Source organism: Psychromonas sp. (assembly GCF_047632955.1).
Lineage (GTDB): Bacteria > Pseudomonadota > Gammaproteobacteria > Enterobacterales > Psychromonadaceae > Psychromonas.
In genome coordinates this window covers 15,103-39,929 of sequence record NZ_JBLIED010000012.1, presented here as the reverse complement: position 1 = coordinate 39,929, position 24,827 = coordinate 15,103, and the positions used below count along the sequence as shown (strand labels likewise).

At 41.6% G+C, this 24,827-nt stretch carries 22 protein-coding genes and 1 tRNA gene; 7 read left to right on the top strand and 16 right to left on the bottom strand.

Annotated features, from left to right (window positions below):
• The first annotated feature begins 137 nt into the window (after nt 1-137).
• The 4 genes from ACJAZP_RS09550 to ACJAZP_RS09535 all read left to right on the top strand — a co-directional run bounded on the left by ACJAZP_RS09550 (nt 138) and on the right by ACJAZP_RS09535 (nt 5,032).
• Nucleotides 138-1,445 (top strand): hypothetical protein, encoded by a 1,308-nt coding sequence (locus ACJAZP_RS09550; RefSeq protein WP_415230512.1) that lies wholly within the window; start codon nt 138-140, stop codon nt 1,443-1,445.
• 246 nt (nt 1,446-1,691) lie between these two features.
• Nucleotides 1,692-3,392, top strand: a complete 1,701-nt coding sequence (locus tag ACJAZP_RS09545) for an ATP-dependent nuclease (RefSeq protein WP_415230511.1) — start codon at nt 1,692-1,694, stop codon at nt 3,390-3,392.
• A 4-nt stretch (nt 3,393-3,396) separates the two neighbouring features.
• On the top strand, nt 3,397-3,714 hold the full coding sequence (locus tag ACJAZP_RS09540; RefSeq protein WP_415230510.1) for a UvrD-helicase domain-containing protein: 318 nt from the start codon (nt 3,397-3,399) through the stop codon (nt 3,712-3,714).
• The gene (locus tag ACJAZP_RS09535) at nt 3,647-5,032 is read left to right on the top strand and encodes a UvrD-helicase domain-containing protein (protein ID WP_415230509.1); all 1,386 of its coding nucleotides are present in this window, start codon (nt 3,647-3,649) and stop codon (nt 5,030-5,032) included. Before ACJAZP_RS09540 ends, ACJAZP_RS09535 begins: the two co-directional genes overlap by 68 nt.
• Nucleotides 5,033-5,250: 218 nt before the next feature.
• Here ACJAZP_RS09535 and ACJAZP_RS09530 read toward each other — a convergent pair whose 3' ends face one another.
• From ACJAZP_RS09530 to ACJAZP_RS09520, 3 genes are all read right to left on the bottom strand, one after another.
• Nucleotides 5,251-5,595 (bottom strand): PQQ-dependent sugar dehydrogenase, encoded by a 345-nt coding sequence (locus tag ACJAZP_RS09530; RefSeq protein WP_415230508.1) that lies wholly within the window; start codon nt 5,593-5,595, stop codon nt 5,251-5,253.
• A 179-nt stretch (nt 5,596-5,774) separates the two neighbouring features.
• Nucleotides 5,775-7,088 (bottom strand): alpha/beta hydrolase family protein, encoded by a 1,314-nt coding sequence (locus ACJAZP_RS09525; RefSeq protein WP_415230507.1) that lies wholly within the window; start codon nt 7,086-7,088, stop codon nt 5,775-5,777.
• A gap of 201 nt (nt 7,089-7,289) precedes the next feature.
• Nucleotides 7,290-8,456: a PQQ-dependent sugar dehydrogenase gene (locus tag ACJAZP_RS09520; protein WP_415230506.1), complete on the bottom strand. Its 1,167-nt coding sequence runs from the start codon at nt 8,454-8,456 to the stop codon at nt 7,290-7,292.
• Between the two features lie 501 nt (nt 8,457-8,957).
• Between ACJAZP_RS09520 and ACJAZP_RS09515 the strand changes: the two genes are divergently transcribed.
• Both ACJAZP_RS09515 and betA read left to right on the top strand, forming a co-directional pair.
• Nucleotides 8,958-9,710, top strand: a complete 753-nt coding sequence (locus tag ACJAZP_RS09515; protein ID WP_415230505.1) for a FadR/GntR family transcriptional regulator — start codon at nt 8,958-8,960, stop codon at nt 9,708-9,710.
• Between the two features lie 64 nt (nt 9,711-9,774).
• The gene (betA, locus tag ACJAZP_RS09510) at nt 9,775-11,421 is read left to right on the top strand and encodes a choline dehydrogenase (RefSeq protein ID WP_415230504.1); all 1,647 of its coding nucleotides are present in this window, start codon (nt 9,775-9,777) and stop codon (nt 11,419-11,421) included.
• Nucleotides 11,422-11,984: 563 nt separating this feature from the next.
• Here betA and ACJAZP_RS09505 read toward each other — a convergent pair.
• The 5 genes from ACJAZP_RS09505 to rpsU all read right to left on the bottom strand — a co-directional run bounded on the left by ACJAZP_RS09505 (nt 11,985) and on the right by rpsU (nt 16,891).
• Nucleotides 11,985-12,061 (bottom strand) — tRNA-Ile (locus tag ACJAZP_RS09505).
• A gap of 227 nt (nt 12,062-12,288) precedes the next feature.
• Nucleotides 12,289-14,139, bottom strand: coding sequence for an RNA polymerase sigma factor RpoD (gene rpoD, locus ACJAZP_RS09500; protein ID WP_415230503.1), 1,851 nt, complete (start codon nt 14,137-14,139; stop codon nt 12,289-12,291).
• Nucleotides 14,140-14,250: 111 nt separating this feature from the next.
• A complete protein-coding gene (gene dnaG / locus ACJAZP_RS09495; RefSeq protein ID WP_415230502.1) occupies nt 14,251-16,002 on the bottom strand; it encodes a DNA primase in 1,752 nt (583 codons plus the stop codon).
• A gap of 196 nt (nt 16,003-16,198) precedes the next feature.
• The gene (locus ACJAZP_RS09490) at nt 16,199-16,642 is read right to left on the bottom strand and encodes a GatB/YqeY domain-containing protein (protein ID WP_415230501.1); all 444 of its coding nucleotides are present in this window, start codon (nt 16,640-16,642) and stop codon (nt 16,199-16,201) included.
• A gap of 33 nt (nt 16,643-16,675) precedes the next feature.
• Nucleotides 16,676-16,891, bottom strand: coding sequence for a 30S ribosomal protein S21 (gene rpsU / locus ACJAZP_RS09485; RefSeq protein ID WP_011768738.1), 216 nt, complete (start codon nt 16,889-16,891; stop codon nt 16,676-16,678).
• Nucleotides 16,892-17,157: 266 nt separating this feature from the next.
• Between rpsU and tsaD the strand changes: the two genes are divergently transcribed.
• A complete protein-coding gene (tsaD, locus tag ACJAZP_RS09480) occupies nt 17,158-18,189 on the top strand; it encodes a tRNA (adenosine(37)-N6)-threonylcarbamoyltransferase complex transferase subunit TsaD (protein WP_415230500.1) in 1,032 nt (343 codons plus the stop codon).
• Between the two features lie 69 nt (nt 18,190-18,258).
• On the opposite strand, the gene hemB is transcribed toward tsaD, so the two are convergent.
• The 8 genes from hemB to ubiE form a co-directional block, all read right to left on the bottom strand.
• On the bottom strand, nt 18,259-19,269 hold the full coding sequence (gene hemB / locus ACJAZP_RS09475; protein WP_415230499.1) for a porphobilinogen synthase: 1,011 nt from the start codon (nt 19,267-19,269) through the stop codon (nt 18,259-18,261).
• A 12-nt stretch (nt 19,270-19,281) separates the two neighbouring features.
• Complete coding sequence (locus ACJAZP_RS09470) at nt 19,282-20,079, bottom strand: TatD family hydrolase (protein ID WP_415230498.1); 798 nt, start codon at nt 20,077-20,079, stop codon at nt 19,282-19,284.
• Between the two features lie 6 nt (nt 20,080-20,085).
• On the bottom strand, nt 20,086-20,880 hold the full coding sequence (gene tatC, locus ACJAZP_RS09465; RefSeq protein WP_415230497.1) for a twin-arginine translocase subunit TatC: 795 nt from the start codon (nt 20,878-20,880) through the stop codon (nt 20,086-20,088).
• Nucleotides 20,877-21,287 carry a Sec-independent protein translocase protein TatB gene (gene tatB / locus ACJAZP_RS09460; protein WP_415230496.1) on the bottom strand — a complete coding sequence of 137 codons (411 nt, stop codon included), beginning with the start codon at nt 21,285-21,287 and terminating at the stop codon, nt 20,877-20,879. Before tatB ends, tatC begins: the two co-directional genes overlap by 4 nt.
• A 24-nt stretch (nt 21,288-21,311) precedes the next feature.
• Nucleotides 21,312-21,554 carry a twin-arginine translocase TatA/TatE family subunit gene (gene tatA / locus ACJAZP_RS09455; RefSeq protein ID WP_415230495.1) on the bottom strand — a complete coding sequence of 81 codons (243 nt, stop codon included), beginning with the start codon at nt 21,552-21,554 and terminating at the stop codon, nt 21,312-21,314.
• A gap of 56 nt (nt 21,555-21,610) precedes the next feature.
• Nucleotides 21,611-23,251, bottom strand: coding sequence for a ubiquinone biosynthesis regulatory protein kinase UbiB (gene ubiB, locus ACJAZP_RS09450; protein WP_415230494.1), 1,641 nt, complete (start codon nt 23,249-23,251; stop codon nt 21,611-21,613).
• Between the two features lie 23 nt (nt 23,252-23,274).
• Nucleotides 23,275-23,892 carry an SCP2 domain-containing protein gene (locus ACJAZP_RS09445; protein WP_415230493.1) on the bottom strand — a complete coding sequence of 206 codons (618 nt, stop codon included), beginning with the start codon at nt 23,890-23,892 and terminating at the stop codon, nt 23,275-23,277.
• Between the two features lie 91 nt (nt 23,893-23,983).
• Nucleotides 23,984-24,739, bottom strand: a complete 756-nt coding sequence (ubiE, locus tag ACJAZP_RS09440) for a bifunctional demethylmenaquinone methyltransferase/2-methoxy-6-polyprenyl-1,4-benzoquinol methylase UbiE (protein ID WP_415230492.1) — start codon at nt 24,737-24,739, stop codon at nt 23,984-23,986.
• Nucleotides 24,740-24,827 lie beyond the last annotated feature (88 nt).

Below are 24,827 nucleotides of genomic sequence, written 5' to 3'. Positions count from 1 at the left end.
AATGATCCATTGAATATCAAGTAAATATAAATTACCTTGGTTGTTTACTTTAAATCAACTGGCTGAAAATGAAACGTTCTACAGCTTGGTTATAATGATTAACCCATCTTTACTCATGAAATTTAAGGCTTAATATTTTGGTTAAATTAGAAGATGTATTTGGTGTAAGTGGTAAGCAGGTGAAATCGTATGTCATTAGAGAGTATGTAGATGACAAACTAATTGATGCATTACGAACAGATAAACAAGTTATTGTTTATGGCGCATCGAAGCAAGGTAAAACAGCACTGGTTTCTAAATATATCAAATATAATGAAAATATTGTAGTTAGTTTATCCCCAAAATTTGAACTAGAAGATATCTATAAATCAATTCTAAGGGATGCGGGTGTAACTGTAAGGACCGCCTTTACTGAGGGAAGTGGGAAAGCTACAAAAGTTGGACTAAAAGCTCAAGTTCAGGCAACAATCGCGATGATTTTTAAATCGAATGTTAGTGGTGAAATATCAGAAACAGAAAGTAAGAACTCAATAAGTCAATATGAAGAAATAGAATTCAACTTAGGTTTACCTAATGATGTCGCTAGCCTTATTAATAAAGTCAATTGTAAGAAAGTTGTAATATTAGAAAACTTTCATTATTTATCAGAAGAGAAGCAACGGCAGTTCGCATTTGATTTAAGAACTTTTCAAGATCTTAAAGTGAAATTCGTTATTTTAGGAGTGTGGAAGGAAGCTAACCGGCTTGCTCAGTTTAATGGTGATTTACAAGACCGAGTTGTTGACGTTCCAGTTGAGCCTTGGAGTAAAGATGATTTTGTTGCAATTGCTCGTAAAGGTGAAAGTGAATTAAATATAGTAATGCATGAAGATGTAATTACTAAGTGTATAGACTCTGCATTTAATAGTGTGGGAGTTTATCAAGAGCTTCTCAAGGGAACATGCCGTGGAAATGGAATCATTGTAAAACAAACAGAAACAGCTCTGGTTGATGATATATCTGCAGTCGATAAAATAATTTTAGAAAAAACCGAATACTATTCAGGTCGTCATTTAAGAAACTTAGAGGCAATTGCGTCAGGGAATGGTTCATTAATTCAAGATGATAGACCACTACCGTATTTCATGAGTTATTATATTGTTAAGGCTCTTTTGGAAATAGGTTTTGATGGGTTAAATGGTGGCGTTCCCAGAGATGCATTAATGCAAAAAATTGTATTGATTCATCATCGACGGGCAGATTTAAAAGGCGGGCAGTTAACTGCTGCCTTAAAAAAAATTGGTGATCTTCAAAGTACCAAAGGAATTAACCCTCCAGTGCTTGCATATGACTCGAATACCCGACTCCTAAAAGTTATTGATTCAACTTTCTATTTTTTTATGAAATATGCAAATTTAGAAATGATAAGTGAAGACATTGTAAGCCCTATTGATTGTATGAGTTAGTGTATTAGGTGCTATAAGCAAATCTCCATACCTACAATTTCGCTTCGCTAGGAGCCTGACCGAGAATAGACTGAACTAAAGCAGAAAATCCAAAACTGGTGGGTTTGCGTGTTACTTTTCGTTAAATAGCACAACTATTAACCCATAAAGACCACAAAAACCGCCTCAAATCGGTTTTTTTGTGACGAATGTAGTTCTCGGTCAAACTCCTAGACATATTAACTAACTTTACTTGGGTAATTAATTTTGAATATATTATCACTAACTATTAAAGGTTTTAGAAATTTTAAAAGCTCTCTTATTCATTTTAATAATAATACACTTATAATTGGAGCCAATGACGTTGGTAAGTCCAACATGCTTCATGCGCTTCGTTTATTGCTCGATAAGGGGTTGTCAGAACTAGAGATAGAGCCTTCTGAGTTGGATTTTCATTTAAGTTCAGATAAACCTTGTGACATTATTGAGATAACCATTCATTTCAATAACATTACAGAAGACTCTGTGCTTTCTGTACTAAAAGGTTATGTGAATGATGAAGGCGATACCTATTTAAGGTATTCAGCGACGAAGAGTGATCTTAATTATGAAATCTATATTGGACATTCATTAGATGAACTTGAGATTGTAAACAGCAGGTTTTATTTGAAATATGTAAATTTACGTTATATCCATTCACAACGTGATCTTCATAAGTTTATACGAAAAGAAAAACGCCAACTATTAAATCTTGCCCAGCAAAATTTAACCGCTGAGGAAACCGAAGAAGATGCTGATTTGATGAATGAAATTAGTACTGATTTAGTTAATATTAATGAAAAAGTTTCTCAGCTGATTTATGTTGAAAAATCAACATCTGATGTCAATTGTGAGTTAAAAAAATTAGCACATCATTATTCTGACTATTCTGTTCAACTAGATTCAGGAGCGATTCAAGTAAATCAATTTATCGAAAAGCTACAGCTTGGGGCAAATACGAATGGCTCAAGTGTGATGTTAGGCGGAGATGGTCGTAACAATCAAATTCTTCTGGCTCTATGGAAGGCAAAAAGTGTTAGAGAGCAGTATTTAAGTGATGAAGTAGTATTTTATGTCGTTGAAGAGCCTGAAGCACACCTTCATCCACACCAACAAAGGAAACTCGCTGAATACTTAAACTCTGAGCTACCCGGTCAATCTATCATTTCATCCCATTCTCCTCAAATAGCCTCCAAATTTTCGCCTGATTCAATAATACGATTATTTAATCACTCTGGTGCAACTGAAGCAGCGGGAAATGGCTGCTCAGATTGTATAGCATTAGATTGGGAGAGTATGGGCTACAGGATGAGTATCCTTCCTTCGGAGGCGTTTTTTTCAAGTGGTGTGTTCTTAGTTGAAGGTCCTTCTGAAATGCTGTTCTATACCGAACTAGCGGATTCTCTGGGTATTGAATTAGATTTTCTAAATATCTCTTTATTGTCAGTTGATGGTATATCATTTGGTGTATATACAAAGATACTAGATGCATTAGAAATTCCTTGGGTAATGAGGACTGATAATGACATATCTAAAATAAGCAAAAAAGACCAGTGGCAATATGCTGGTTTTAATCGATGCTTAAAAATTGCCAGTCTAGAAACTTTGAATCATAAGGACGTTGAGTTTTGTCCAGAGTTAACGATTGGAAATGGGGAATGGGAAATGGTATCTAGCTTGATAAATCCTTCTGGAATTTTTGTTTCGAGAAAAGATCTAGAAAATGATTTATCTGAAGAGTTACCTGAAGTATTAAAAGAATTTGCAGGTAAGAAAACAAATAAAGCTGCAATTGATTATTTACAAAAAAAGAAAGCTATAAGAATGCGAAACTTTTTAAAAGGGAATAAAGAAAGCTTAGCTACCTTATCTAAAGGTGAATTAGCAAAACCGTTACATCACCTTAAAAAGGTTATTGTAGGATATTAACTCTATGGCAAATTTTTCTTTTACAGAACAACAAGAAAGAGCAATTAATTACCCTAGTAGTATGGTAATTACAGCTTGCCCTGGCAGTGGTAAAACAACCGTGATGGCAGAAAAAATAAGGTCTGTTTCCCAATTGTTAAAGCCTTATAAAGGAGTTGTCGCAATCACTTTTACGATTAAAGCGAGCCAAGAATTAAGGGAAAAGTGCGTTATAAATGGGGGGGATATTAGACAAAGTTTCATAGGAACAATTGATGGTTTTTGTTTACAGGAAATTATATATCCATTTATTGATCATATATGGGGGGGGGGGGGTAGCTAGTGATTGCGATATTACTAAGAAGTTATCGGAAGTACAGTTGTTATCCCTTTCTCTTGAATCTAAAACACCATCACTTGAAGATATTTATAATAACGTAGATGCTTATAAAAAGTTATATGATAACAAAATACTTTGGATGTCTTCTTTTTCTGCACTTGCTCTATATGTGATTAAAGAGTCATCTTCTGCAAGAAGGTATATATATTCAAAATATACGCAAATATTTATTGATGAATATCAGGACTCCTCAAATACACAACATAAACTTTTTTTAGAATTGGTAAATTTAGGACTTATAGGTACCGCCGTTGGAGATGTTGATCAGTCAATATATGGATTTAGGGGTAGTAATCCTCAACATTTGGAATTTTTAAAGACACACTCAAATATATTTGAGTCATTCTTTATAGATATTAATCATAGATGCCACCCATCAATAATAAATTATGCTTCAAGGTTAAAAAATCCTGCCTGTAAATTGATTAAAAACAATAACGATGACTGTAGAGTTTATCGCTATTGTTTGAAGGGAAGTGCCATAGAAGGATCTGCACATATTTCCACTTGGATTAGCGAATGGCTAAAGAGTTCCTATATTAGTAAATTATCTAAAGTTGGCATTTTTGCTAAGAAAGAGGCAACATTAAAATTGATATCAAAAGGACTGACCTTAAAGCACCGTCTATATATTGATACTCCATTAGATGATATTAATGCACCAATAGCTGATTTATATGCTCATTGTTTAGCGTATAAATTTTCGTTAATAGATACTGCTCAAGAATTAATAGATAAAATTTTAGCACAAAATAAAAAGCTAAATTCAGTCAATGGGTTAGTTGTTTTTCTGCGTAAGGAACTGAAAAAACTTAGAAAAACTGAGGCTTCCTTAATTGTTGAACAACTTCATAAATTAGCCGACTATTTAGAAATGGACCCTTCTGAAGATGCAGATCTAGCAGTCGCTAAAATTTTAACAGATGAATCATTGATGGGCGCTTTTCGTCCACTTGATGAGAATGAAATTCAGTTGATGACACTTCATAAATCAAAAGGTCTGGAATTTAAGATTGTATTTAATTTCGATATGGAAGAATGGAGCTTCCCTTACCGGCAATATACAGGAAATTTTAATGATCCGGCATACTATCCAACTTTATTAGAAGAAACTAACTTACATTACGTTGGTATTACCCGTGCTGAAGAGTTATGTATTTTGATTCAAAGTGAATTAAGACCAAATATAAATGGTGTTTTTAACACATCCAAGCCGTCGTATTTTTTTACTCTTCCACAACTGGAAGGTTTGTATTGTTAAAAAATAGTCTTTTATTTTGAGTAACTCTGATGGTTATAAGTGCTTTATACCATGAGTATAGCGAGATACCTCACGCTCGCTTATTCCCCAAAGCGCAGAGCCATTAGGGTCACAAGTGCCATTCGGGTCAAGTATTTCATTTTGCATTATCTTATTTATTATTCGCAAAATGAAAGACCTAATAACCATATAGTAAATTCCTACGAATCACCTGCCAATCACTCATTCATATGCACGAAGCCGCAGAAGACGGCCACCTTTTTTATATTCAAGAACCCATATTGCCCCTTTGGTCCTTGCTCAACCTCTCGTATGCGTTTTTCCATGGGGAAACGTTCGACTTCCTCGGCTTGATCTCCTGTAATTTTGATCCCTAGCAGTGATTGAGACCTGAGCCCACCGATAAAGGTATTACCTGCCCACTTTGGAAACATAACGCTGGAATATATGATCAGACCGGATGGTGCAACGGTTGGCACCCAGTAAACCTCTGGAGGATTGAACTCCGGACGCGAATCATGATCGGGAATGGGAATGCCAGAATAGAGATCACCCCAGGACACTACAGGCCAACCATACTAACGCATAAATAGTGAGTCCAAAAACACCACAAAAATACAACAATGCTTATAAACAGACAGCAATATCACGGCTATTTTGATAATTTAATTTGAAGCGATGGCGTACCCTTTAGTTGAACCTGCCGAGCAGGCGGTTCAACTAAAGACCGATATAAAAACCGCTATTTAGATGGGCTTAAGTGCTCAAAGTGCAAACCTTTCGCGGTGCGATCAGCAAAGCCTTTCCAGTAGGTATGCTCAGCTTTGGGATCACCGTTCTCATCCAGGGCGAATACCCCAGCGTTAGAATCAGGTACGAGGTCTAAATACTCGTCCATGGCACTATTTTTTTGCAAATACTTGTCTAACCACGCGGTGACAAAGTGCTGGGCAATATTATTCATACGGGTGTTGTCCCATACTGCATCGATATAATGCTCACTAATGTTAAACCCCAGTTCTTGATCAAATACGTAAGACTCTTCAGGCGCCGGCATCACTGCGCCTGCATTGTGATTGGCGTTATCATAGGTGAGTAACGAGCGATCGACACTGGTGATCCCCTGCCAGATGGCGCGCGTGCCATTTTCGTAACCCGACACATCATCCTGTGAGCCTGCAATAAGCAGCATAGGCACACTCACCCCTTTGAGAGTATCGTTATTCCATATCTGGTAATTCATGCCCCAGGGTGCAAAAGCTATCACTGTTTTAAAACGCTCATCAACACCGGGCTTGATACCACTTTGATGGCGAGCCAAAGTCGCAAAAGGCGCCATCTTGCTGTCTACCGCTTCCTCAGTCAGGCCAGCTCCGGCATTAATAACCGCGCCATACCCTCCCATAGAATAACCAATAAGCGCGCTATTTTTTGCATCAACCAAATCGTATAAAAATGAGCCTTTGTCCTTTGACATCTCATCAATCTGAGACAAGACAAACAGCTGATCCACCGGTCGGTTAACCAGGGTCGACGAAAAAGCCGCTTTGGTACGATAAGTAGAATCAGTGTGATCGATAGACACCACCACATATCCTTTAGAGGCGATGTTCTCCGCTAAATGCGCCAGTAAAAAACGGTTGCCCGGATAACCATGGGAAATCAGCACCAATGGAAAAGCCTGCTTAGCCTGTGGTTTAGCATCACGCACCGCTTTACCGTGCAGCTCAACTTGGGTTTTACCATCACGCATATACGCCTTCAGGGTGGTGTTGCCCTTGCTACCGTTAACGGCCGGATACCACACTTCTAAGGTCAAAGGGCGTGCATAACGGGGCAGAACAGCGGGCTTTGCTTGGCCAGGGTCGAGTTTGAGCATATCAATTTGATTGAGGTTAACCACCTCAAGAGTACGCACACCGATACTGTGCTCACCATAAGCGGCCAGCTCAGGGGCATCCGGTCGCTGAGTATCAATTCTATTCTCTGCCACAGAGGCGCCAGCAACACCCAAGCACAACAACATATACACGCTTTTCAGCAACGTTAATCTCATCATCTATCCTTGATTAAAAAGACAATTATGTCTACAAAACATGACGCTTTGCCGACAAGCCAAACTTACCCCTACAGAATACACATAAGTAAATGATCAAAAGAGAGTTTGCTTACAAAAAGTCACATCTAAGTTAACAAAATGTAAAAAATGGTAGCAGTGCCCATTCGAGGCTTTTATTTTGCATCAGCTGCCAATCGCTCATTCATATGCACTGAGCCGCAGAAGACGACCACCTTTGTTATCCTCAAGAACCCATATTGCTCCCTTTGGTCCTTGCTCAACTTCTCGTATGCGTTTTTCCATGGGGAAACGTTCGACCTCTTCGGCTTGATCTCCTGTAATTTTGATCCGTAGCAGTGATTGAGACCTAAGCCCACCGATAAAGGCATTACCTGCCCACTTTGGAAACATAACGCCGGAATATATGATCAGACCGGATGGTGCAACGGTTGGCACCCAGTAGACCTCCGGAGGATTGAACTCCGGACGCGAATCATGATCGGGAATGGGAATGCCGGAATAGTGATCCCCCCAGGACACAACAGGCCAACCATAATTCTCTCCAGCAAGGGTCAGGTTAAATTCATCACCGTGCCTGGGGCCCATTTCGTGTGTCCACAGTTGCCCCTGTTTATCAAAGGCAATACCGAGTAAATTGCGATGCCCGAGAGACCAGAAGGTTTTTGCAAGTTCTCCTTTATCCTGAAACGGATTGTCAGCTGGCACTGAACCGTCTGCGTTTAGCCTGATGACCTTGCCAAGGTTTTGCGTCCAACTCTGCGCTGGTGTCTGCTTTTGCCGTTCGCCGGAGGTGATAAACAGCTTTCCATCCGGGCTAAATGCCAGTCGGTGTGAATAATGCCCGCTGCCCGATACTTTAGGTATTTGCCGCCAGATGACTTCAAGGTTTTCCAGTTGAGGCGGTGACGATGTAGGAATAAATTGAGCTCGAGCGACGACGGCTCCCTTGTTTCCTGAGCTATCCTGTTCGGCATAGGACAAGTATATCCAGTGGTTTTCCTTGTACTGAGGATGGAGAATGACATCACCCAAACCACCTTGGCCACCATAGGCTACCTTGGGTACGCCCTTAACTGCTACTTTAACAACGACCTTGGAACTGTTATTCAGGTCAACTAGAAGCAAAGTGCCTTTTTTTTCAGTTATCAGGAGATCACCGTCAGGTAGAAAGGTCATGGCCCAGGGTTCATCGAATGTTGCAAAACTCTCTGCCCAGAGCATTGAGCCTGCATTACCTGCAATCTTTTTAGCAGCAGACCCGGCAAAGGCGTTACAGGAAAGAAGAGACAATAATAGAATAAAGTAGCTGGTTAAAAGTAACTTGGATTTAAATAGTAAGTGCATAATAATATCCATTTTATACTGGTAGGTGAGGTGCAGACGACTTGAGTAATACATACATTTAAAGCTTTCTTTATCCGCTTGAGTATAGGAACAATAAAACTCCAGTCAATATTGATTTGAACCTCTTTATAGGTATTACTATGTACCAGAATATGCGCTACTTGTTTTATTTAAATTAATCATTACAACATCTGTTTTTATCACTATTAAACTGCAAGATTTTAATTCTGCTCTTCAAAACACTCCCTCCTGATCTTGTGCTGAATTGATCTAGGTTAACTACTTGAGCCGCAAACTGACTTTTTTCAACCATAAAGTTGACAACAATATCCGCAATAGGTAGTTTGGTCCGACCATTAAGGCGGTGTAAATATATTTAACACCCTTTTTTGTAACGTATATCACGATTTAGTCCCTAAGTTACCTTGTTTATCACGTGCCTTGTAATAATGTTTATTGGCCTTGCTATATTGGTACTACCAACATAAGGTCAAACTGCTCATGAATTCAGATTCCCTATTTACCCCTGCTCAAGTCGGTCGTGCCGGAGAAGATGTGGCGCTGCAGATCGAATCAGCCATTCTGAACGAAAAAATCCTGCCCGGGGAAGGGCTGCCCAGTGAGCGAGAACTGCAACTTCAGTTTCAAACCGGCCGTGGGGTTATCCGCGAGGCGATGCGCGCACTGAAGCAAAAAGGCCTGGTCGAAATTCGCAAAGGTGCTAAGGGTGGCGCTTTTGTTAAGCAGATCGACGTCGCCAATGTCAGCGAGTCGCTCGCTCTGTTCTTGAAACAGAAGCATGTCGGCCTCACAGATATCGCTGAATTTCGCGAGAGCATCGATCACACTATCACGCTACTGGCTATTACTCGCGGCAGCGCCGCTGAAAAACAACAGCTGGTAGCTGAAGTTGAAAAAATGCGTTTGTGTCTTGAGCAGCCGCAACCGGATATGCAGGTGTTGGGAGAGATAGACCGAGAATTGAATATCCGCCTTGCAAAAATGACCGGAAACCCTATTTTCGAGTGGATCATGCAGGCCCTGCAACTCGGTTTCAGCTCGCAGGATTATGCGTTATATGACCATCTTGACTATCGACAAAAGACGGTGGCGAACTGGGTCGAAACGGCCCGCCACATTGCGGCCAATGAGCCGCTGCGTGCGCGTTCATCGGTTGGAGCACACTATGCAATGCTGCAACGCTGCGTAGAAGAAGACCGTAGCCGCTTGGAAGAATCAGCACCGGGCGACTAGCAAGGCGCGCAGCCAAGAAAATAAATTACAGAAAAATAACTCACCAAAATTAGGAATACAGAATATGAATAAGCAGAAATATGATTATATTATTGTCGGCGGCGGATCCGCTGGCAGCGTACTGGCCAACCGTCTGAGCGCCAACCCAAAAAATAAAGTACTGGTTCTCGAAGCTGGCAAACCCGACTACAAGTGGGATTTCCGCATCCACATGCCAGCAGCGCTGACCTACCTGCTGACCGACAAAACCTACAACTGGCTTTACCAATCGTCTCCTGAGCCGCAGATGAACAATCGTCAAATCGCCCATCCACGCGGCAAAGTGCTCGGCGGATCAAGCAGTATCAACGGCATGATCTACATCCGCGGCAACGCCATGGATTACGAAAAATGGGGAAGCAATAAAGGATTGGAAAATTGGGATTATGCCCACTGCCTGCCTTACTTTAAAAAGTCTGAAACTCGCTTAAAGGGTGCAGACCAATACCACGCTTCCAATGGCCCTCTCAATTTGACTACGGGTGAGTGCGATAACCCTCTTTTTGACGCTTTCTTTAAGGCCACCGCAGAAGCCGGCCATCCGCAGACTGACGACGTTAATGGCTATAAGCAGGAAGGTTTCGGCCGCTTTGACCAGAATATCTATCGGGCACGCCGTTATAGCTCTGCTCGGGCTTATCTTCATCCCATCAAAAACCGCTCAAACCTTACCGTTCAGTGTCGAGCAATGGCTACACGTATCCTCTTTGAAGGAAAAAAAGCGGTCGGCGTTGAATACACTCGCGGAAGTAAAACCTGTGAAGCCTACGGGAATGAAATCATCTCCTGCGGTGGGGCAATCAATTCTCCGCAGCTTCTGCAGCTTTCAGGCATCGGCAACAGCGAACATTTACAAGGTCTCGGCATTGATGTAGTTCACGATCTTCCCGGCGTCGGCGAGAACCTTCAGGATCATCTCGAATTGTATGTTCAGTATGGCTGCACCAAGCCGGTCAGTATGTATCCGGCCCTCAAGTGGTACAACCAACCGAAGATCGGTTTTGACTGGCTGTTTAACCGTAAGGGCGCAGCGGCGACCAACCATTTCGAAGCAGGGGGCTTTATCCGCGGCAACGATCAAGTCGCCTATCCTAACCTGCAATTCCATTTTCTACCGCTAGCTATTCGCTATGACGGCTCTTCACCCGTCCAGGGGCATGGTTTTCAGTTGCACGTCGGACCGATGAATACCGATGTACGTGGTCACGTTAAGATCAAATCGAAAAAGGCGAGCGTTTATCCTGAGATTTTCTTCAACTACTTGTCGACGGAGCAAGAGCGCCGTGAATGGGTCGAAGCGATCAGATGTACGCGTAAGATTATCGAACAGAAAGCATTTGATGACCTGCGCGGCAAAGAATTGTCACCCGGCCCCGGTGCGCAGACTGACGAAGAGATTCTCGACTTCGTTGCCCGCGAAGGAGAAAGTGCCTACCATCCAAGTTGTACCTGTAAAATGGGCTTTGATGAGATGGCCGTGGTTGATGCCGAATTGCGCGTTCATGGCGTCGAGAATCTGCGGGTGGTCGATGCTTCGATCTTCCCTGCGATCACTAACGGCAATATTTACGCCCCAGTGATGATGGTGGCCGAAAAAGCTGCCGACCTGATTCTTGGCAATACGCCGGATGTTCCGTCAACTGCTGGTTTTTATAAGCATGAGATGGTCTAGAAAAACCGCTCATCAAGCCCTTTTTTGTGTTTCGATCGTGGTTGATGATGGTAACTTGAAGCTCAGTTAAGCTTTCCAAAAGCCGTAATAGATTAAACTCTTTTACGGCTTTTTTATGCCTGTCTATTTTTGGTAATTTTTTCTATTTATAAACTAAAAATTAATTCCATTGAGGCTCATTAGCCTGTTATCTCTTAAACTATTTTATTCCTATCAACTGACAACCACTCATCCGGCCATATCCAGCCTCTAAATCACGGGCTGATAACTCATACCCATATCGCTCATTTTACAGTTAGAGAGATTTTAGGGGGCAACCTGATGGTGATTAAGTGATTAAGTGATTAACTGATGAAGTTGAGTTAATAGAGTGTATTAATTAAAAAAGATAGGTTTTTCGCTGTAAATGTATTCTAAAAATAGTGGTGCAGGGGATATTGGTCGCTGCTGGAATCACAGTTTGCAGGCTTAATAAATCTCTAACTGCACCTGCAACTACACCCATTTCTTGCGGGCATAAAAAAAGCCGTAAAAGAACTTAATCTATTACGGCTTTTAGAAGGTGGTGGCCCCTCCCTGACTTGAACAGGGGACCTGACGATTATGAGTCGTATGCTCTAACCAGCTGAGCTAAGGGGCCAAATTTTTATATCTAGAGCATCTGCTTTAACCGCTATACCAAGTTAATGCTAAGAGGCTGAATTTGAAGTGCGAGTATATAAGGTAAAATTTTGCCTGTCTAGCATATGTCATGCGTTTGCTTATTTATTCTACACTCTTGTTGATATCACTTAATAATATTGGTTATTTGTCACTTTTTGGTGAAAAAAAATCCTGCCGAAGCAGGATTTTTTATTTTAAACTTATTTACTCATCTAGGAAGCTACGCAGTTGTTCGCTGCGGCTTGGGTGACGAAGTTTACGTAATGCTTTTGCTTCTATTTGACGAATACGTTCACGTGTTACATCAAACTGTTTACCAACTTCTTCAAGAGTATGATCGGTATTCATATCAATACCAAAACGCATACGCAAGACTTTAGCTTCACGAGCTGTTAGGCCTTCCAATACGTCGTTAGTTGCATTTTTAAGGCTTTCACTTGTTGCACAGTCAGCAGGCAGTGCAATGGTTGTATCTTCAATAAAATCACCTAAATGAGAATCTTCATCATCACCAATAGGTGTCTCCATTGAGATTGGCTCTTTGGCTATTTTTAATACTTTACGAACTTTATCTTCCGGCATCATCATGCGTTCAGCCAGCTCTTCAGGATGCGGTTCACGCCCCATCTCCTGCAACATTTGACGAGAAACACGATTAAGTTTATTAATTGTTTCAATCATATGTACCGGAATACGGATTGTACGCGCCTGATCGGCAATTGAGCGAGTAATTGCCTGACGGATCCACCAAGTTGCGTAGGTTGAAAATTTGTAACCGCGACGGTATTCAAATTTATCGACCGCTTTCATTAACCCGATATTACCTTCTTGAATTAAATCTAAGAATTGTAAACCGCGGTTGGTATATTTTTTGGCGATAGAGATAACCAGACGTAAGTTAGCTTCTACCATCTCTTTTTTGGCGCGACGTGCTTTGGCTTCACCAATGCTCATGTTGCGAGAGATGCCTTTAAGATTAGTAATGGTTAATGCGCTCTGCACTTCCACTGCTAACATTTTTCTTAAACAGCGTCTTAGGTCTTCTTCAAATTCACTGATGCGTTTTGCATAATCTGTGTCGCTGGAAAGAATTGTTTCTAACCATACTGGCTTAGTTTCACAGCCTTTAAAGATTTGAATAAACTCTTTCTTGGGCATTTTACAATGTTCAACACAGATCTTTAATGCTAAACGTTCCTGTACACGAACAGCATTCATAGCAAAGCGAATTGCTTTTACCATGCGATCAAACTGTTTAGGGATTAATTTAAACTGTTGGAAAAACTCCGCCTGTTCATTAATTGCTTTACGCGTATCGGCATGAGCACGGCCATTTTTAGTAATGGAATCTTCAACAATTTGATTTAATTTACGCAGTTCTGCAAATTTTTCGGCAGCTTCTTCAGGATCTGGGCCTTTAGGTCCTTCTTCTTCCTCTTCATCCGTATCGTCTTTATCATCTTTATCGGAATCGTCTAACTGCTTTTTACTTAACTCAGATCCGATATGCGTGGCACTGACTGCCTGTGTCATGTCATCATTAGGATCTACAAAACCACTGATTAAATCAGTTAACTTCATTTCCTCAGCTTCGTAGCTGTCCCAGTTATCCAGCAGTCCTGAAATGGTTGCTGGATATTCAGAAACCGCAGTTTGTACTTCTTTGATGCCCTCTTCGATACGTTTTGCGATGACGATTTCGCCTTCGCGAGTTAATAGTTCAACCGTGCCCATTTCGCGCATATACATACGCACCGGATCCGTTGTTCTACCAATCTCAGATTCAACCGTTGCTAACACCTGAGCAGCAGCTTCTACTGCATCTTCATCAGGAGTTTCGCTATCATCGCCACCTATTAACATATCATCAGCATCGGGCGCAGTTTCTACTACACGGATGCCCATGTCACCGATCATTTGAATAATATCTTCAATCTGTTCAGATTCGACGATATCTTGCGGCAAATGGTCATTAACTTCTGCGTAGGTCAAAAACCCTTTTTCTTTACCTTTGATAATAAGCTCTTTGAGCTGTGATTGAGGTGTTTGAGCCATAGATACCGTCCAAAAATTGATTGCAAATCAAAAATCAATTGCAAATAGGGGTTATATAAAAAAAGTACAAGCGATCAAGTGTACTCTAATTTTATGAAATTTTCTAGTTCATTAATTTTGTTTTTGTTCCGCAAGCAGTAGTGCAAGTTGTTGTGTTTCCGCATTCGTCAGTGCTTGGCCTGAACGTGCTTTTTGTTTTAAAAACTCTATTTTATTCGTTACATGAAAATTGAGAAAGTTTTCTAAGGTGTCCAGGAAAAAAGCTTCATAATATTCTTCTTTTATGTCATTTTTCCATACAGCTAATTTATTCAGTTGTTTGCCTTCTGGCTTTTCTCGCCAACGTTCCAGTAACTGCCCAGTGGTAATATTGGGGGTCACACGGCAAATTTCAAGTATCGAATTTAATAAACTTATGCCAGGTAAAGTCATCTCTTTAAATTCTGGAAATTCAGGTAATCCATAGGCAATGCCGGGATGCTGTAAAAGCACCGAAATAGCTAAGCGCATGGGTGTTACTTTTTGTCTTTTATCGGTTTTACTGCTGGCTGTTGCTGCGGGCAATAATTTATTAAGGCCTTCTTTGTCAATTCCTAATAAGGTAATAAGCCGGTCTTCCATCATTTGTCTGAACACTGTTTCGGGCAGTTTGCTGATTAAGGGAATTGCCAATTGCGCAAGCTTAGCTTTGCTGTCTGCAATGCTCATATCAACTTGATTTAACAAATGCTGAAAAAGAAAATCAGATAAAGGTAATGCCTGTTCAATCAGGTTTTCAAAGGCTTCTTTACCTTCTTTTTGTACATAACTGTCAGGATCTTCGCCATCCGCAAGAAACATAAAACGTAACGTGCGACCGTCTTGGATAAACGGCAGGGCATTTTCTAATGCTCGCCATGCAGCCGCTTTACCGGCTTTATCACCATCAAAGCAACAGATCACTTCACTGGTGTGACGGAAGAGCTGCTGGATGTGATCAGGTGTTGTGCTGGTACCCAGAGATGCCACGGCGTAATCAATACCAAATTGACCGAGTGCCACAACATCCATGTAGCCTTCAACAACTAATACGCGTTTGATTTCTTTATAGGCTTGCTTAACCTGATATAAACCGTACAGCTCTTTACCCTTGTGAAAGAGAGGCGTTTCCGGAGAATTCAGATACTTAGGCTCAGTATCACCTAAAACACGCCCGCCAAAGCCAACAACACGTCCGCGTCTGTCGTGGATAGGGAACATCAGTCGATCGCGAAAACGGTCATAACTGCCGCTTTTTTCTTTGCTTATCAACATGCCCGCTTCAATCAGTTGTTTCTCTAAATCGCTAGAAACGGCGAAGCGTTTACGTACTTCGTCCCAACCATCGGGTGCGTAACCTATCTTAAAATCTTTGACCGTCTGCCCGGATAATCCGCGACCTTTAAGGTAATTAATAACCTTCTGGCTGTTTTTATGGCTGCGCAGCTGCTGCTGATAAAAAACGGCAATATCAGCCATTAACTGATAAAGATCTTTCCTATCGACATAACTGCTTGGCTGCGATTTTCCAGTGCCGCTTTCTTCGCGCGGAACTTCTATCGATAACTGTTCAGCGAGCGTTTCGATGGCATCAACAAATTCAATGCCGTCATATTCCATGATAAAAGACAGTACATTACCGCTCGCACCGCAGTTAAAGCAATGATAGAACTGCCTGTCTGAACTGACGGAAAATGATGAGTTGTTATTGCCATTATGAAAAGGGCAACAAGCACGGTAATCTTTACCCTGCTTTTTTAGTTTTACACGGCTATCAATAAAATCAACAATATCGGTACGAGCAATAAGATCGTCAATAAAATTTCTGGGAATACGTCCTGCCATGTCTTTAAACCATTTAGTCTATTAATTAGAAAAAGCCTTTATAGTATTTTATAAAGGAATAACCATGCTAAATTGCTCTGCTCAGCGCCCGAACTTTACCGGATTTGTGAGAAGGAAATTAATTTTCGTTTGTAAACGAAAAAGCCCCAAGCTTACGAGTAAGCATGGGGCTTTTGATATCTTAACGAGTAACGGGTTAAGCTAAGCTGGCTCTTACAAGCGCGCTCACTTCTCCCATGTCAGCTCGTCCTTGAATATCATTTTTGAGTAACCCCATTACTTTCCCCATATCCTGCATACTGCTTGCACCCGAAGATGCAACAGCCTGCTTGATTAAAGCTTTCACTTCATCAGAGGTAAGAGCTTGCGGAAGAAACTCTTGTAATATTTCAAGTTCTGCTTTTTCAATATCAGCAAGATCATTGCGATTCGCTTTTTCAAATTGAGCAATTGAATCTTTACGCTGTTTTACTGATTTAGTGACAACAGCTGTAACTTCATCGTCACTCAGCTCAACTTTATTGTCGATCTCAATCTGTCTTATAGCTGCGATTAACATACGGATAGTACCCAAGCGGACCTTATCCTTCGCTCGCATAGCGAGTATTTGTTGCTCTTTTAATCTTGCTTTTAATGACATAACAAACCTTTATCTAATTTTGGAATTACTTAATTAGTAAAGACGAACGCGACGTGCGTTTTCACGAGAAAGTTTTTTCAAGTGACGTTTAACCGCTGCTGCTTTAGCGCGTTTACGAACTGTAGTTGGTTTCTCAAAGAATTCACGTTTACGTGTTTCTGCTAAGATTCCTGCTTTTTCGCAAGAGCGTTTAAAACGACGAAGTGCTACGTCAAATGGTTCGTTTTCACGAAGTTTAATTACTGGCATGTGCCTATTACCTTTATGGTTACGGTCGTATACTGACCAGTTCATTTAAAATGGTGCGAGATTTTAAACCTATTTGGGGACTAAAGTAAAGAATTAGTACGAAAAATTTACGGTAAAAGAAGAAAAGATCTTCTAGATCCTCCATTCTAACCTAGATCCATAAAGTTTTCTTTATTAGTGGATGAAAAAAGCATTCGGGATAGGCTTTTTACGTTAAACTAGCATTTTTTATCTCTAGTCATTTTTATCAAAGGAACACTTGTCATATGCGTATTTTAGGTATTGAGACTTCATGTGATGAAACCGGTATTGCCATTTATGATGACCAACTTGGTTTGTTATCGCATCAGTTATACAGCCAGGTTGAATTACATGCTGACTACGGTGGTGTGGTCCCTGAGCTTGCCTCACGGGATCATGTTCGTAAAACCATCCCGTTAATTAAAGAGGCATTAGCGGCGGCCAACTGCACTAAAGAGAGTCTTGGTGGTATTGCTTATACTGCGGGGCCAGGGCTGGTCGGAGCGTTATTAGTCGGTGCCTGTATCGGGCGCAGCCTCGCCTATGCGTGGAATATACCGGCTATTGCGGTGCACCATATGGAAGGGCATCTGCTGGCGCCTATGCTTGAAGAAAATCGTCCGGAATTCCCGTTTTTGGCGTTGCTGGTCTCCGGTGGTCATACACTGATGGTCAAGGTTGAAAATATTGGTGAATACCAGGTATTAGGTGAAAGTATTGATGATGCTGCGGGAGAGGCCTTTGATAAAACGGCAAAATTACTGGGATTAGATTATCCCGGCGGACCGCGTCTGGCAAAATTAGCCGAAAAAGGGGTGTCAAAACGGTTTATATTTCCCAGACCGATGACCACCAAACCCGGACTTGATTTTAGTTTTAGCGGGTTAAAAACCTTTGCGGCCAACACTATCGCCAAGGAAGGAAAAGATCCGCAAACTCAGGCGGATATTGCTTTAGCCTTTCAGGATGCGGTTATTGATACGGTTGCCATCAAGTGTAAGCGCGCTTTAAAACAGACTGGTTTGAAACGCTTAGTGGTGGCGGGCGGTGTGAGTGCTAATGAATCATTGCGTTGTCAACTGGCAGTGTTAATGAAATCGCTCGGAGGGGAGGTTTTTTACCCTCGTAATGAGTTTTGTACCGATAACGGTGCGATGATAGCTTATGCCGGCATGCAGCGCTTAAAAGCGGGGCATTTTGAAGGTTTGGGGGTTCAGGCGAAACCAAGATGGCCTCTGGATCAACTGCTTAGCGTACGCAGCGAATGTGCTGAATAGCCCAGTTGATATTTTTATAGTTTTAAAAGAAGAGAATGGGGAGCAAGCTGAGCTTGCTCCTGGTAAATATTATTTATCTTCTTGTTGTAACCAAATAGCGACCTGCTTGGCAAAGTAGGTAAGAATACCGTCTGCGCCTGCACGTTTAAAGCACAGTAAAGATTCTAAAACCGTTTCGCGCTCTTTTAGCCAGCCATTGTCTATCGCCGCTTTATGCATCGCATATTCACCGCTCACCTGGTAGGCAAAAGTCGGAACCTGCAGTTCAGTTTTAACGCGGCGAACTATGTCTAAATAGGGCATGCCGGGTTTAACCATGACCATATCAGCGCCCTCTTGAATATCCAGTGCAACTTCATGAATTGCTTCATCACTGTTGGCCGGATCCATCTGGTAGGTGGATTTATTAGCGCCTTTTAAATTAGTCGCGCTGCCGACGGCATCGCGAAAAGGCCCGTAGTAGTTTGATGCATATTTAGCACTGTAAGCCATAATTTGAGTATTAATCAGTCCGGCATTTTCCAATGCCTGACGAATCGCGCCAATACGACCATCCATCATATCTGACGGTGCGACAATATCGGCACCCGCCTGTGCATGGGAAAGGGCTTGCTTAACCAGCACCTCGGTCGTAATGTCATTTAAGACGTAACCCTCTTGGTCGATAATACCGTCCTGGCCATGAGTGGTGAAAGGGTCCAGTGCGACATCGGTGATCACCCCTAATTCGGGACAAGCTTGTTTAACAGCTTTTACCGCACGTTGCGCAAGTCCCTCGGCGTTGTATGCTTCTTCGGCCATCTCGGTTTTTATGTTGTCCGGTGTCACCGGAAAGAGGGCAATAGCAGGAATACCTAAGGCCACTAACTGTTTGGCTTCTGCCACTAGTAAATCAATAGAAAGACGCTCGATACCGGGCATAGACTTTATCTTTTCGCGTCTGTTTTCCCCCTCAACAACAAACACTGGATAGATAAGATCGTCGACAGTGAGTTGGTTTTCGGCAACTAAGCGACGAGAAAAATCATGCTTACGCAAACGGCGCAGACGCCGTGCAGGAAAGTGCTGAGAAATGGTCATGAATAAATCCTATTAAACGGTGGGTGCTCTGCCAATATTAAAAAAGGCGCGGCTGGTTTGTGTTGTTTGTGCTATTAATTGTTCAATATCTTGGTTGCGGGCATGAGCAATAGTTTGCGCGATATAGGGCAAATATTTGGGCTCATTACGGCTTGATTTGGGTTTGGGGCGCATCGAACGGGGCAGTAAATAGGGGGAGTCTGTCTCTATCATTAAGCGCTTATCGGGTATTAATTTCACTAAATCGAGCAGATGAGCGCCGCGACGTTCATCGCATATCCAACCGGTAATACCAATGTGTAAATCAATCTCCAGAGCGCGTTGTAAATCGAACTGATCGCCCGTAAAACAGTGTAGGACAGCATTTGGCAGCTGTTTGATATAAGGTCTTAACAGTTCGATAAAACGCTGGTTAGCATCACGCTCATGCATAAACACAGGTAACTGCAGCTCAACGGCTAACTCCAGCTGTGCTATAAAAGCGTATTCTTGTTCAGCGGGTGTTGAATAATTACGGTTAAAGTCTAAACCGCACTCACCGATCGCTTTGACCGATGGGTTTTGGGAAAGTTCTCGAAGGTGATTGAGGCTGGTTTCATCAAAGGATTTAGCATCATGGGGATGAATACCCGCAGTCGAAAATAAATAACCGGGAAAATTTTCGGTCAGTTGCAGGGCAGCTTCACTTTCCGTTAAATTTGTCCCGGTGATAATCATATTATCAACACCGGCCATTTTGGCGTTGACAATAATGTCATTAAGATCTTTTTGAAAACGTGTATTAGTCAGGTTGACACCGATATCAATCATCTAATATCAGTTCTCCTGTTCATTATTTTCATTATCTTCATTGTTTTCATTCTCTTTTGCCGGTTGCACATAAAAGCGCGAAAACACTAAACCAAGCTCGAATAAAATCAGCATGGGCACTGCAAGCAGAGTTTGTGAAATCACATCCGGCGGCGTTAACAGCATGGCAAAGACAAATGCGCCGACCACGATATAGGGGCGTTTTTCTTTGAGTTTTTTCGGTGTGGTTGCGCCTGTCCAACATAAGACTAAAGTGGCGATAGGGATTTCAAAAGCCAATCCAAAGGCAAAAAACAGTTTTAAGACAAAATCTAAATAACTGCTGATGTCGGTGGCGATGGTAACGCCTTCCGGTGCGGTATTAGTAAAAAATGCAAATACCAGCGGAAATACCACATAATAAGAAAATGCCATACCTAAATAAAAGAGCAGGGCGCTGCTGATTACCAGAGGCGCGACTAATTTACGTTCATGCTTGTATAAACCCGGTGCAATAAAGCCCCACACTTGATATAGAATTGCCGGAATAGCAATAAAAATAGACAAAACCATGGTCAGTTTAATCGGCGTGAAAAAGGGAGTCGCCACGCCGGTTGCTATCATGCTTGCGCCTTCCGGCAGTTGGCTGGTTAGCGGTATTGACAGATAATGATAAATATCATTAGCGAAATACACCAAACTTAAAAAAATAACCATAACGGTAGCAACAATACGCAGGATCCGGTCACGAAGTTCAATTAAGTGGCTAAATAATGGCAAGCTGTGCTGGCTGCTTGTTCCATTATCCTGATCTGAACTCATTCGTTTTTGTCCTGTGTGGGAGCAGTACTTTTGCTGCGGTCAAGAATACTGTTTTCTTGCTGCGAAGTACCACTGGGGTTTTTGTTTAAAGATGTTTTAAGATCGTCTATCTCTTTTTTATAGGGACGAGAAAGTTGATCCGCTGTTTCTTTCATTTCATCGATAGATTTTTGTAATTCAGGATCAAGATCGTTTAATCCTTTTTTACTTGCCTTGATCATATTCTCATTTATTTCGTGCAGTTTTAACTCCTGTGTCACCTCTGTTTTGACCGAGTTGGCCATCTCCTTTATCGTGGTAACCCAATGCATTACACTGCGGATAGCATGGGGGAGACGCTCGGGGCCAAGAACAACCAAGCCGATCACAGAGATTAAAACAAGTTCCCAAAAACCTATATCAAACATCTAAAGTACACCTTGCGTTAATGATTATGCCTTATCTTTTTCTTTACTCTTGTCTGTGATGTTTTCTTCTGTTTTTTTATTTGAGCTTTGTTCTGTTTTATCATCTACTTGTGTAGAATCTTTGTCATTATCATCCTTGAGTGCTTTTTTAAATCCTTTGATCGCGCCGCCTAAATCACCGCCCATGCCGCGTAATTTTTTTGTGCCGAAGAGTAGGATCACTATCACTGTGATAATAGCTAACTGCCAAATACCGATGCCGCCCATAATTTATTTCCTTGTTTATAATTTAATTAATTGTTTATGTCGATTGATAGTAAACTTTATACCTTATTGGTATGGCGCCACGCAAGTAACCAAGTGAAAATAGCGGGGATGCCCGCCAATAAACTAAGGTTTTTATCCGATTGCAGATAAGCCAGCGCCGAAATTAAACTCAGGGAGATGGCTGCCGCAAGATAAAGATAACTTCTGCTGTTATTCCTTTGCTGTTTATTAAAAGATTCTGTTAATAAAATCAGCTGCTTATGCTGTGATTTAGACTGTGATAAATTGTAATAAATCAGCTCCGGCAACTCAGGTAATTTTTCCAGCCAAAAGGGTGCTTTTTGACTGATTGATTTAAATAAGGTTTTTGGACTAACCTGCTCTTTCATCCAATTTTCCAAAAATGGTTTTGCGGTATCCCATAAATCCAGCTGCGGATATAATTGCCGCCCTAACCCTTCGACATAAAACAGAGTCTTTTGTAATAAAACCAGTTGCGGTTGGACTTTCATATTATAACGACGAGCGGTATTAAATAAGTTAATTAACACCTGAGCAAATGATATTTCTGCAAGGGGTTTTTCAAAAATAGGCTCACACACCGCGCGAATGGAAAACTCAAATTCTTCAACGGGTGTGTCTGCAGGAACCCAGCCGGAATCAACATGCAGCTGCGCAACCTGGCGGTAATCGCGATTGAAAAAGGCTAAGAAATTTTCTGCAAGGTAACGTTTGTCTTCTTTATTGAGCGTGCCCATAATGCCGCAATCGATCCCTATCCAGAGGGGATCTTCCGGGTGTTCATAGGAGACAAAAACATTGCCGGGGTGCATATCCGCATGGAAAAAACTGTCTCGAAAAACCTGAGTGAAAAAGGTCACCACGCCGCGTTCAGCCAGTAACTTAAGGTCGGTATTTTGTGCTTTTAATGCGTCGATATCTGAAACCGGAATACCATAAATCCGTTCCATCACCAGGGCATTTTTAGAGCAGTAATTGGGGTATATTTCCGGTACATAAAGTAGCTTGGAATTTAAAAAGTTGCGCCGTAATTGAATGGTATTCGCGCCTTCGCGCATCAGGTCTATTTCATCAATAATGGTTTTTTCATATTCATGGATCACCTCAACCGGACGCAGGCGTTCGGCTTCTTTTAAAAAGCGCTGCATCAAAGAAGCTAACCACTTCATTAGCTGTAAGTCTGCGGCGATGATTTTTTCAATTCCGGGGCGAGTGACCTTAACCACCACGGCGCGGCCGTCTTCTTTTAATGTTGCCGTGTGTACCTGAGCAATAGAGGCAGAGGCAAGGGCGATTTTATTAAAATCATCAAAGATGCTGTCAATCGGCTGATTAAAGGATTTTTCTATCTGCTCAATCGCCAGTTCACCACAAAAAGGAGGGACATTATCCTGCAGATAGGCCAGTTGGTCTGCGTAAATGGGGGGTAATAAATCACGGCGGGTGGATAACATCTGTCCGAGTTTAATGTAAATAGGCCCCAGCGACTGCAAACTTAAGCGTAATCTTTCAGGTAAAGTCTTACTCTGATGTTTATTGCTAATCCAAAACAGACAAGCACACATAAAACGATAGGCTAATGGAATATGCTCTTTCGGGATAAGTTCTATTAAACCATACTCAATCACGGTTTTATTGATTTGATAAAGACGGGTGAGTTCTTTTATTTTTATCATCGGATATTCCGCGTTAACTGCTGTTAGGTGAGCTTGCTGCTGGCAAAACACCGCTGAAGACGTTTTTCTAAATCATCGGTCTGCTTTTTGAGATCATTTACCTGTTCACAAAAATACACAACCTCAAGCGGCCCCGGGGCTATTTTTAGCTCTTCAATGAGGTATTCGGCACTGTGTTTTTCGATTTTCTTGAACTGTGAAGAGACATTTTGGCGGCACTGTTTGAATTGATAATAAAGTTTATGGGCGAGGACGTCGCCGATTACACCTGAAAAGTGCTCCTCCCAGTCAATATCCATCTCGGTGAGTAAACGCGCAAAACGCTGTACGACTTGAATGTCACCGTCTACCTCAAGTTGTTCAGTTTTAATTAAATGGGTGAGTTGATGATTATTTTGTAATTCTTTTAATGCCGAAATATTTAAACGGATAAAACAGTCTGCCTGGCCTTCATACTCAGAGAGAATATCAATTTGCTGTGTACTGATAACAAAATAGAGCGGCTTATTTATCTCTTTTAAGGCAACACCGATAATAGTGCCATTAAGTTGTTTGCGTCTCTGCAGTGCGCTTGAATCAAGTTGCTGTAATTTATTCACCGTGGTTTCAAGCAAACCGCAAACCAGCTTATCTAATGGCATAATATTCTCTATTTTAACGTTGATGTTAGCAAGTAGGGCAGGGGATATACTAGTGCCCAACCTCAGCGTGGTGATCTAGATCGAATATTTGTTAATATTTATAACCACGGTGCAGGGCAACAATACCACCACTGAGGTTAAAATATTCCGAGCCCTCAAAATTAGCACTGTCCATCATCTCTTTCAGGGTCTCCTGACAGGGATGCATGCGAATACTTTCGGCAAGATACTGATAACTTTCGCTGTCGTTTGCAATCAATTTGCCCAGTTTTGGGAGAACATTGAAGGAGTAGAAATCGTAAAATTTACTGAGCGGTTTATATAGAGGTTTTGAGAATTCAAGCACTAACAGACGACCGCCGGGTTTTAAAACGCGGTACATAGAGGCTAATGCTTTGTCCTTATCGGTGACATTACGTAAACCAAAGGCAATAGTAATTAAATCAAAATGGTTGTCAGGAAAAGGCAACTCTTCGGCATTTGCTTGTACATAACTGACATTGCCGACAATTCCCATGTCGCGCAGTTTGCTGCGGCCTACTTTGAGCATCGAGTCGTTAATGTCAGCAAGAGTGACTTGCCCCGTTTGACCGACTATGCGCGAGAATTTGGCGGTTAAATCACCGGTACCACCGGCCAGATCTAATACCTTTTGACCTTTACGTATGCCGGAACAATCAATCGTAAAACGTTTCCAAATACGATGAACCCCCATTGATAAAACATCATTCATAACATCGTATTTAGCGGCTACCGAATGAAAAACGTCAGCAACTAAATCTGCTTTTTTATCTTCCTCTACGGTTTTATAGCCAAAATGCGTGGTGTTTGTTACTTGGTTGCTCATACTTTTCCCTTTATGAAGTGACAGACTCTATGCCTAACGGGCTTAGGACAGATGCAGAATAAGAGCGAAGATGATACCTGATTTTGTC

Excerpts from the sequence above, each read along its gene's own strand:
- ubiB (WP_415230494.1), bottom strand. The coding sequence starts at position 23,251 with ATGATAAAAATAAAAGAACTCACCCGTCTTTATCAAATCAATAAAACC.
- rpoD (WP_415230503.1), bottom strand. The coding sequence starts at position 14,139 with ATGGCTCAAACACCTCAATCACAGCTCAAAGAGCTTATTATCAAAGGT.
- ubiE (WP_415230492.1), bottom strand. The coding sequence starts at position 24,739 with ATGAGCAACCAAGTAACAAACACCACGCATTTTGGCTATAAAACCGTA.
- dnaG (WP_415230502.1), bottom strand. The coding sequence starts at position 16,002 with ATGGCAGGACGTATTCCCAGAAATTTTATTGACGATCTTATTGCTCGT.
- hemB (WP_415230499.1), bottom strand. The coding sequence starts at position 19,269 with ATGACCATTTCTCAGCACTTTCCTGCACGGCGTCTGCGCCGTTTGCGT.
- ACJAZP_RS09515 (WP_415230505.1), top strand. The coding sequence starts at position 8,958 with ATGAATTCAGATTCCCTATTTACCCCTGCTCAAGTCGGTCGTGCCGGA.
- ACJAZP_RS09540 (WP_415230510.1), top strand. The coding sequence starts at position 3,397 with ATGGCAAATTTTTCTTTTACAGAACAACAAGAAAGAGCAATTAATTAC.
- rpsU (WP_011768738.1), bottom strand. The coding sequence starts at position 16,891 with ATGCCAGTAATTAAACTTCGTGAAAACGAACCATTTGACGTAGCACTT.
- betA (WP_415230504.1), top strand. The coding sequence starts at position 9,775 with ATGAATAAGCAGAAATATGATTATATTATTGTCGGCGGCGGATCCGCT.
- ACJAZP_RS09535 (WP_415230509.1), top strand. The coding sequence starts at position 3,647 with ATGGTTTTTGTTTACAGGAAATTATATATCCATTTATTGATCATATAT.
- ACJAZP_RS09525 (WP_415230507.1), bottom strand. The coding sequence starts at position 7,088 with ATGAGATTAACGTTGCTGAAAAGCGTGTATATGTTGTTGTGCTTGGGT.
- ACJAZP_RS09490 (WP_415230501.1), bottom strand. The coding sequence starts at position 16,642 with ATGTCATTAAAAGCAAGATTAAAAGAGCAACAAATACTCGCTATGCGA.
- tsaD (WP_415230500.1), top strand. The coding sequence starts at position 17,158 with ATGCGTATTTTAGGTATTGAGACTTCATGTGATGAAACCGGTATTGCC.
- ACJAZP_RS09520 (WP_415230506.1), bottom strand. The coding sequence starts at position 8,456 with ATGCACTTACTATTTAAATCCAAGTTACTTTTAACCAGCTACTTTATT.
- tatC (WP_415230497.1), bottom strand. The coding sequence starts at position 20,880 with ATGAGTTCAGATCAGGATAATGGAACAAGCAGCCAGCACAGCTTGCCA.
- ACJAZP_RS09470 (WP_415230498.1), bottom strand. The coding sequence starts at position 20,079 with ATGATTGATATCGGTGTCAACCTGACTAATACACGTTTTCAAAAAGAT.
- ACJAZP_RS09445 (WP_415230493.1), bottom strand. The coding sequence starts at position 23,892 with ATGCCATTAGATAAGCTGGTTTGCGGTTTGCTTGAAACCACGGTGAAT.
- tatB (WP_415230496.1), bottom strand. The coding sequence starts at position 21,287 with ATGTTTGATATAGGTTTTTGGGAACTTGTTTTAATCTCTGTGATCGGC.
- tatA (WP_415230495.1), bottom strand. The coding sequence starts at position 21,554 with ATGGGCGGCATCGGTATTTGGCAGTTAGCTATTATCACAGTGATAGTG.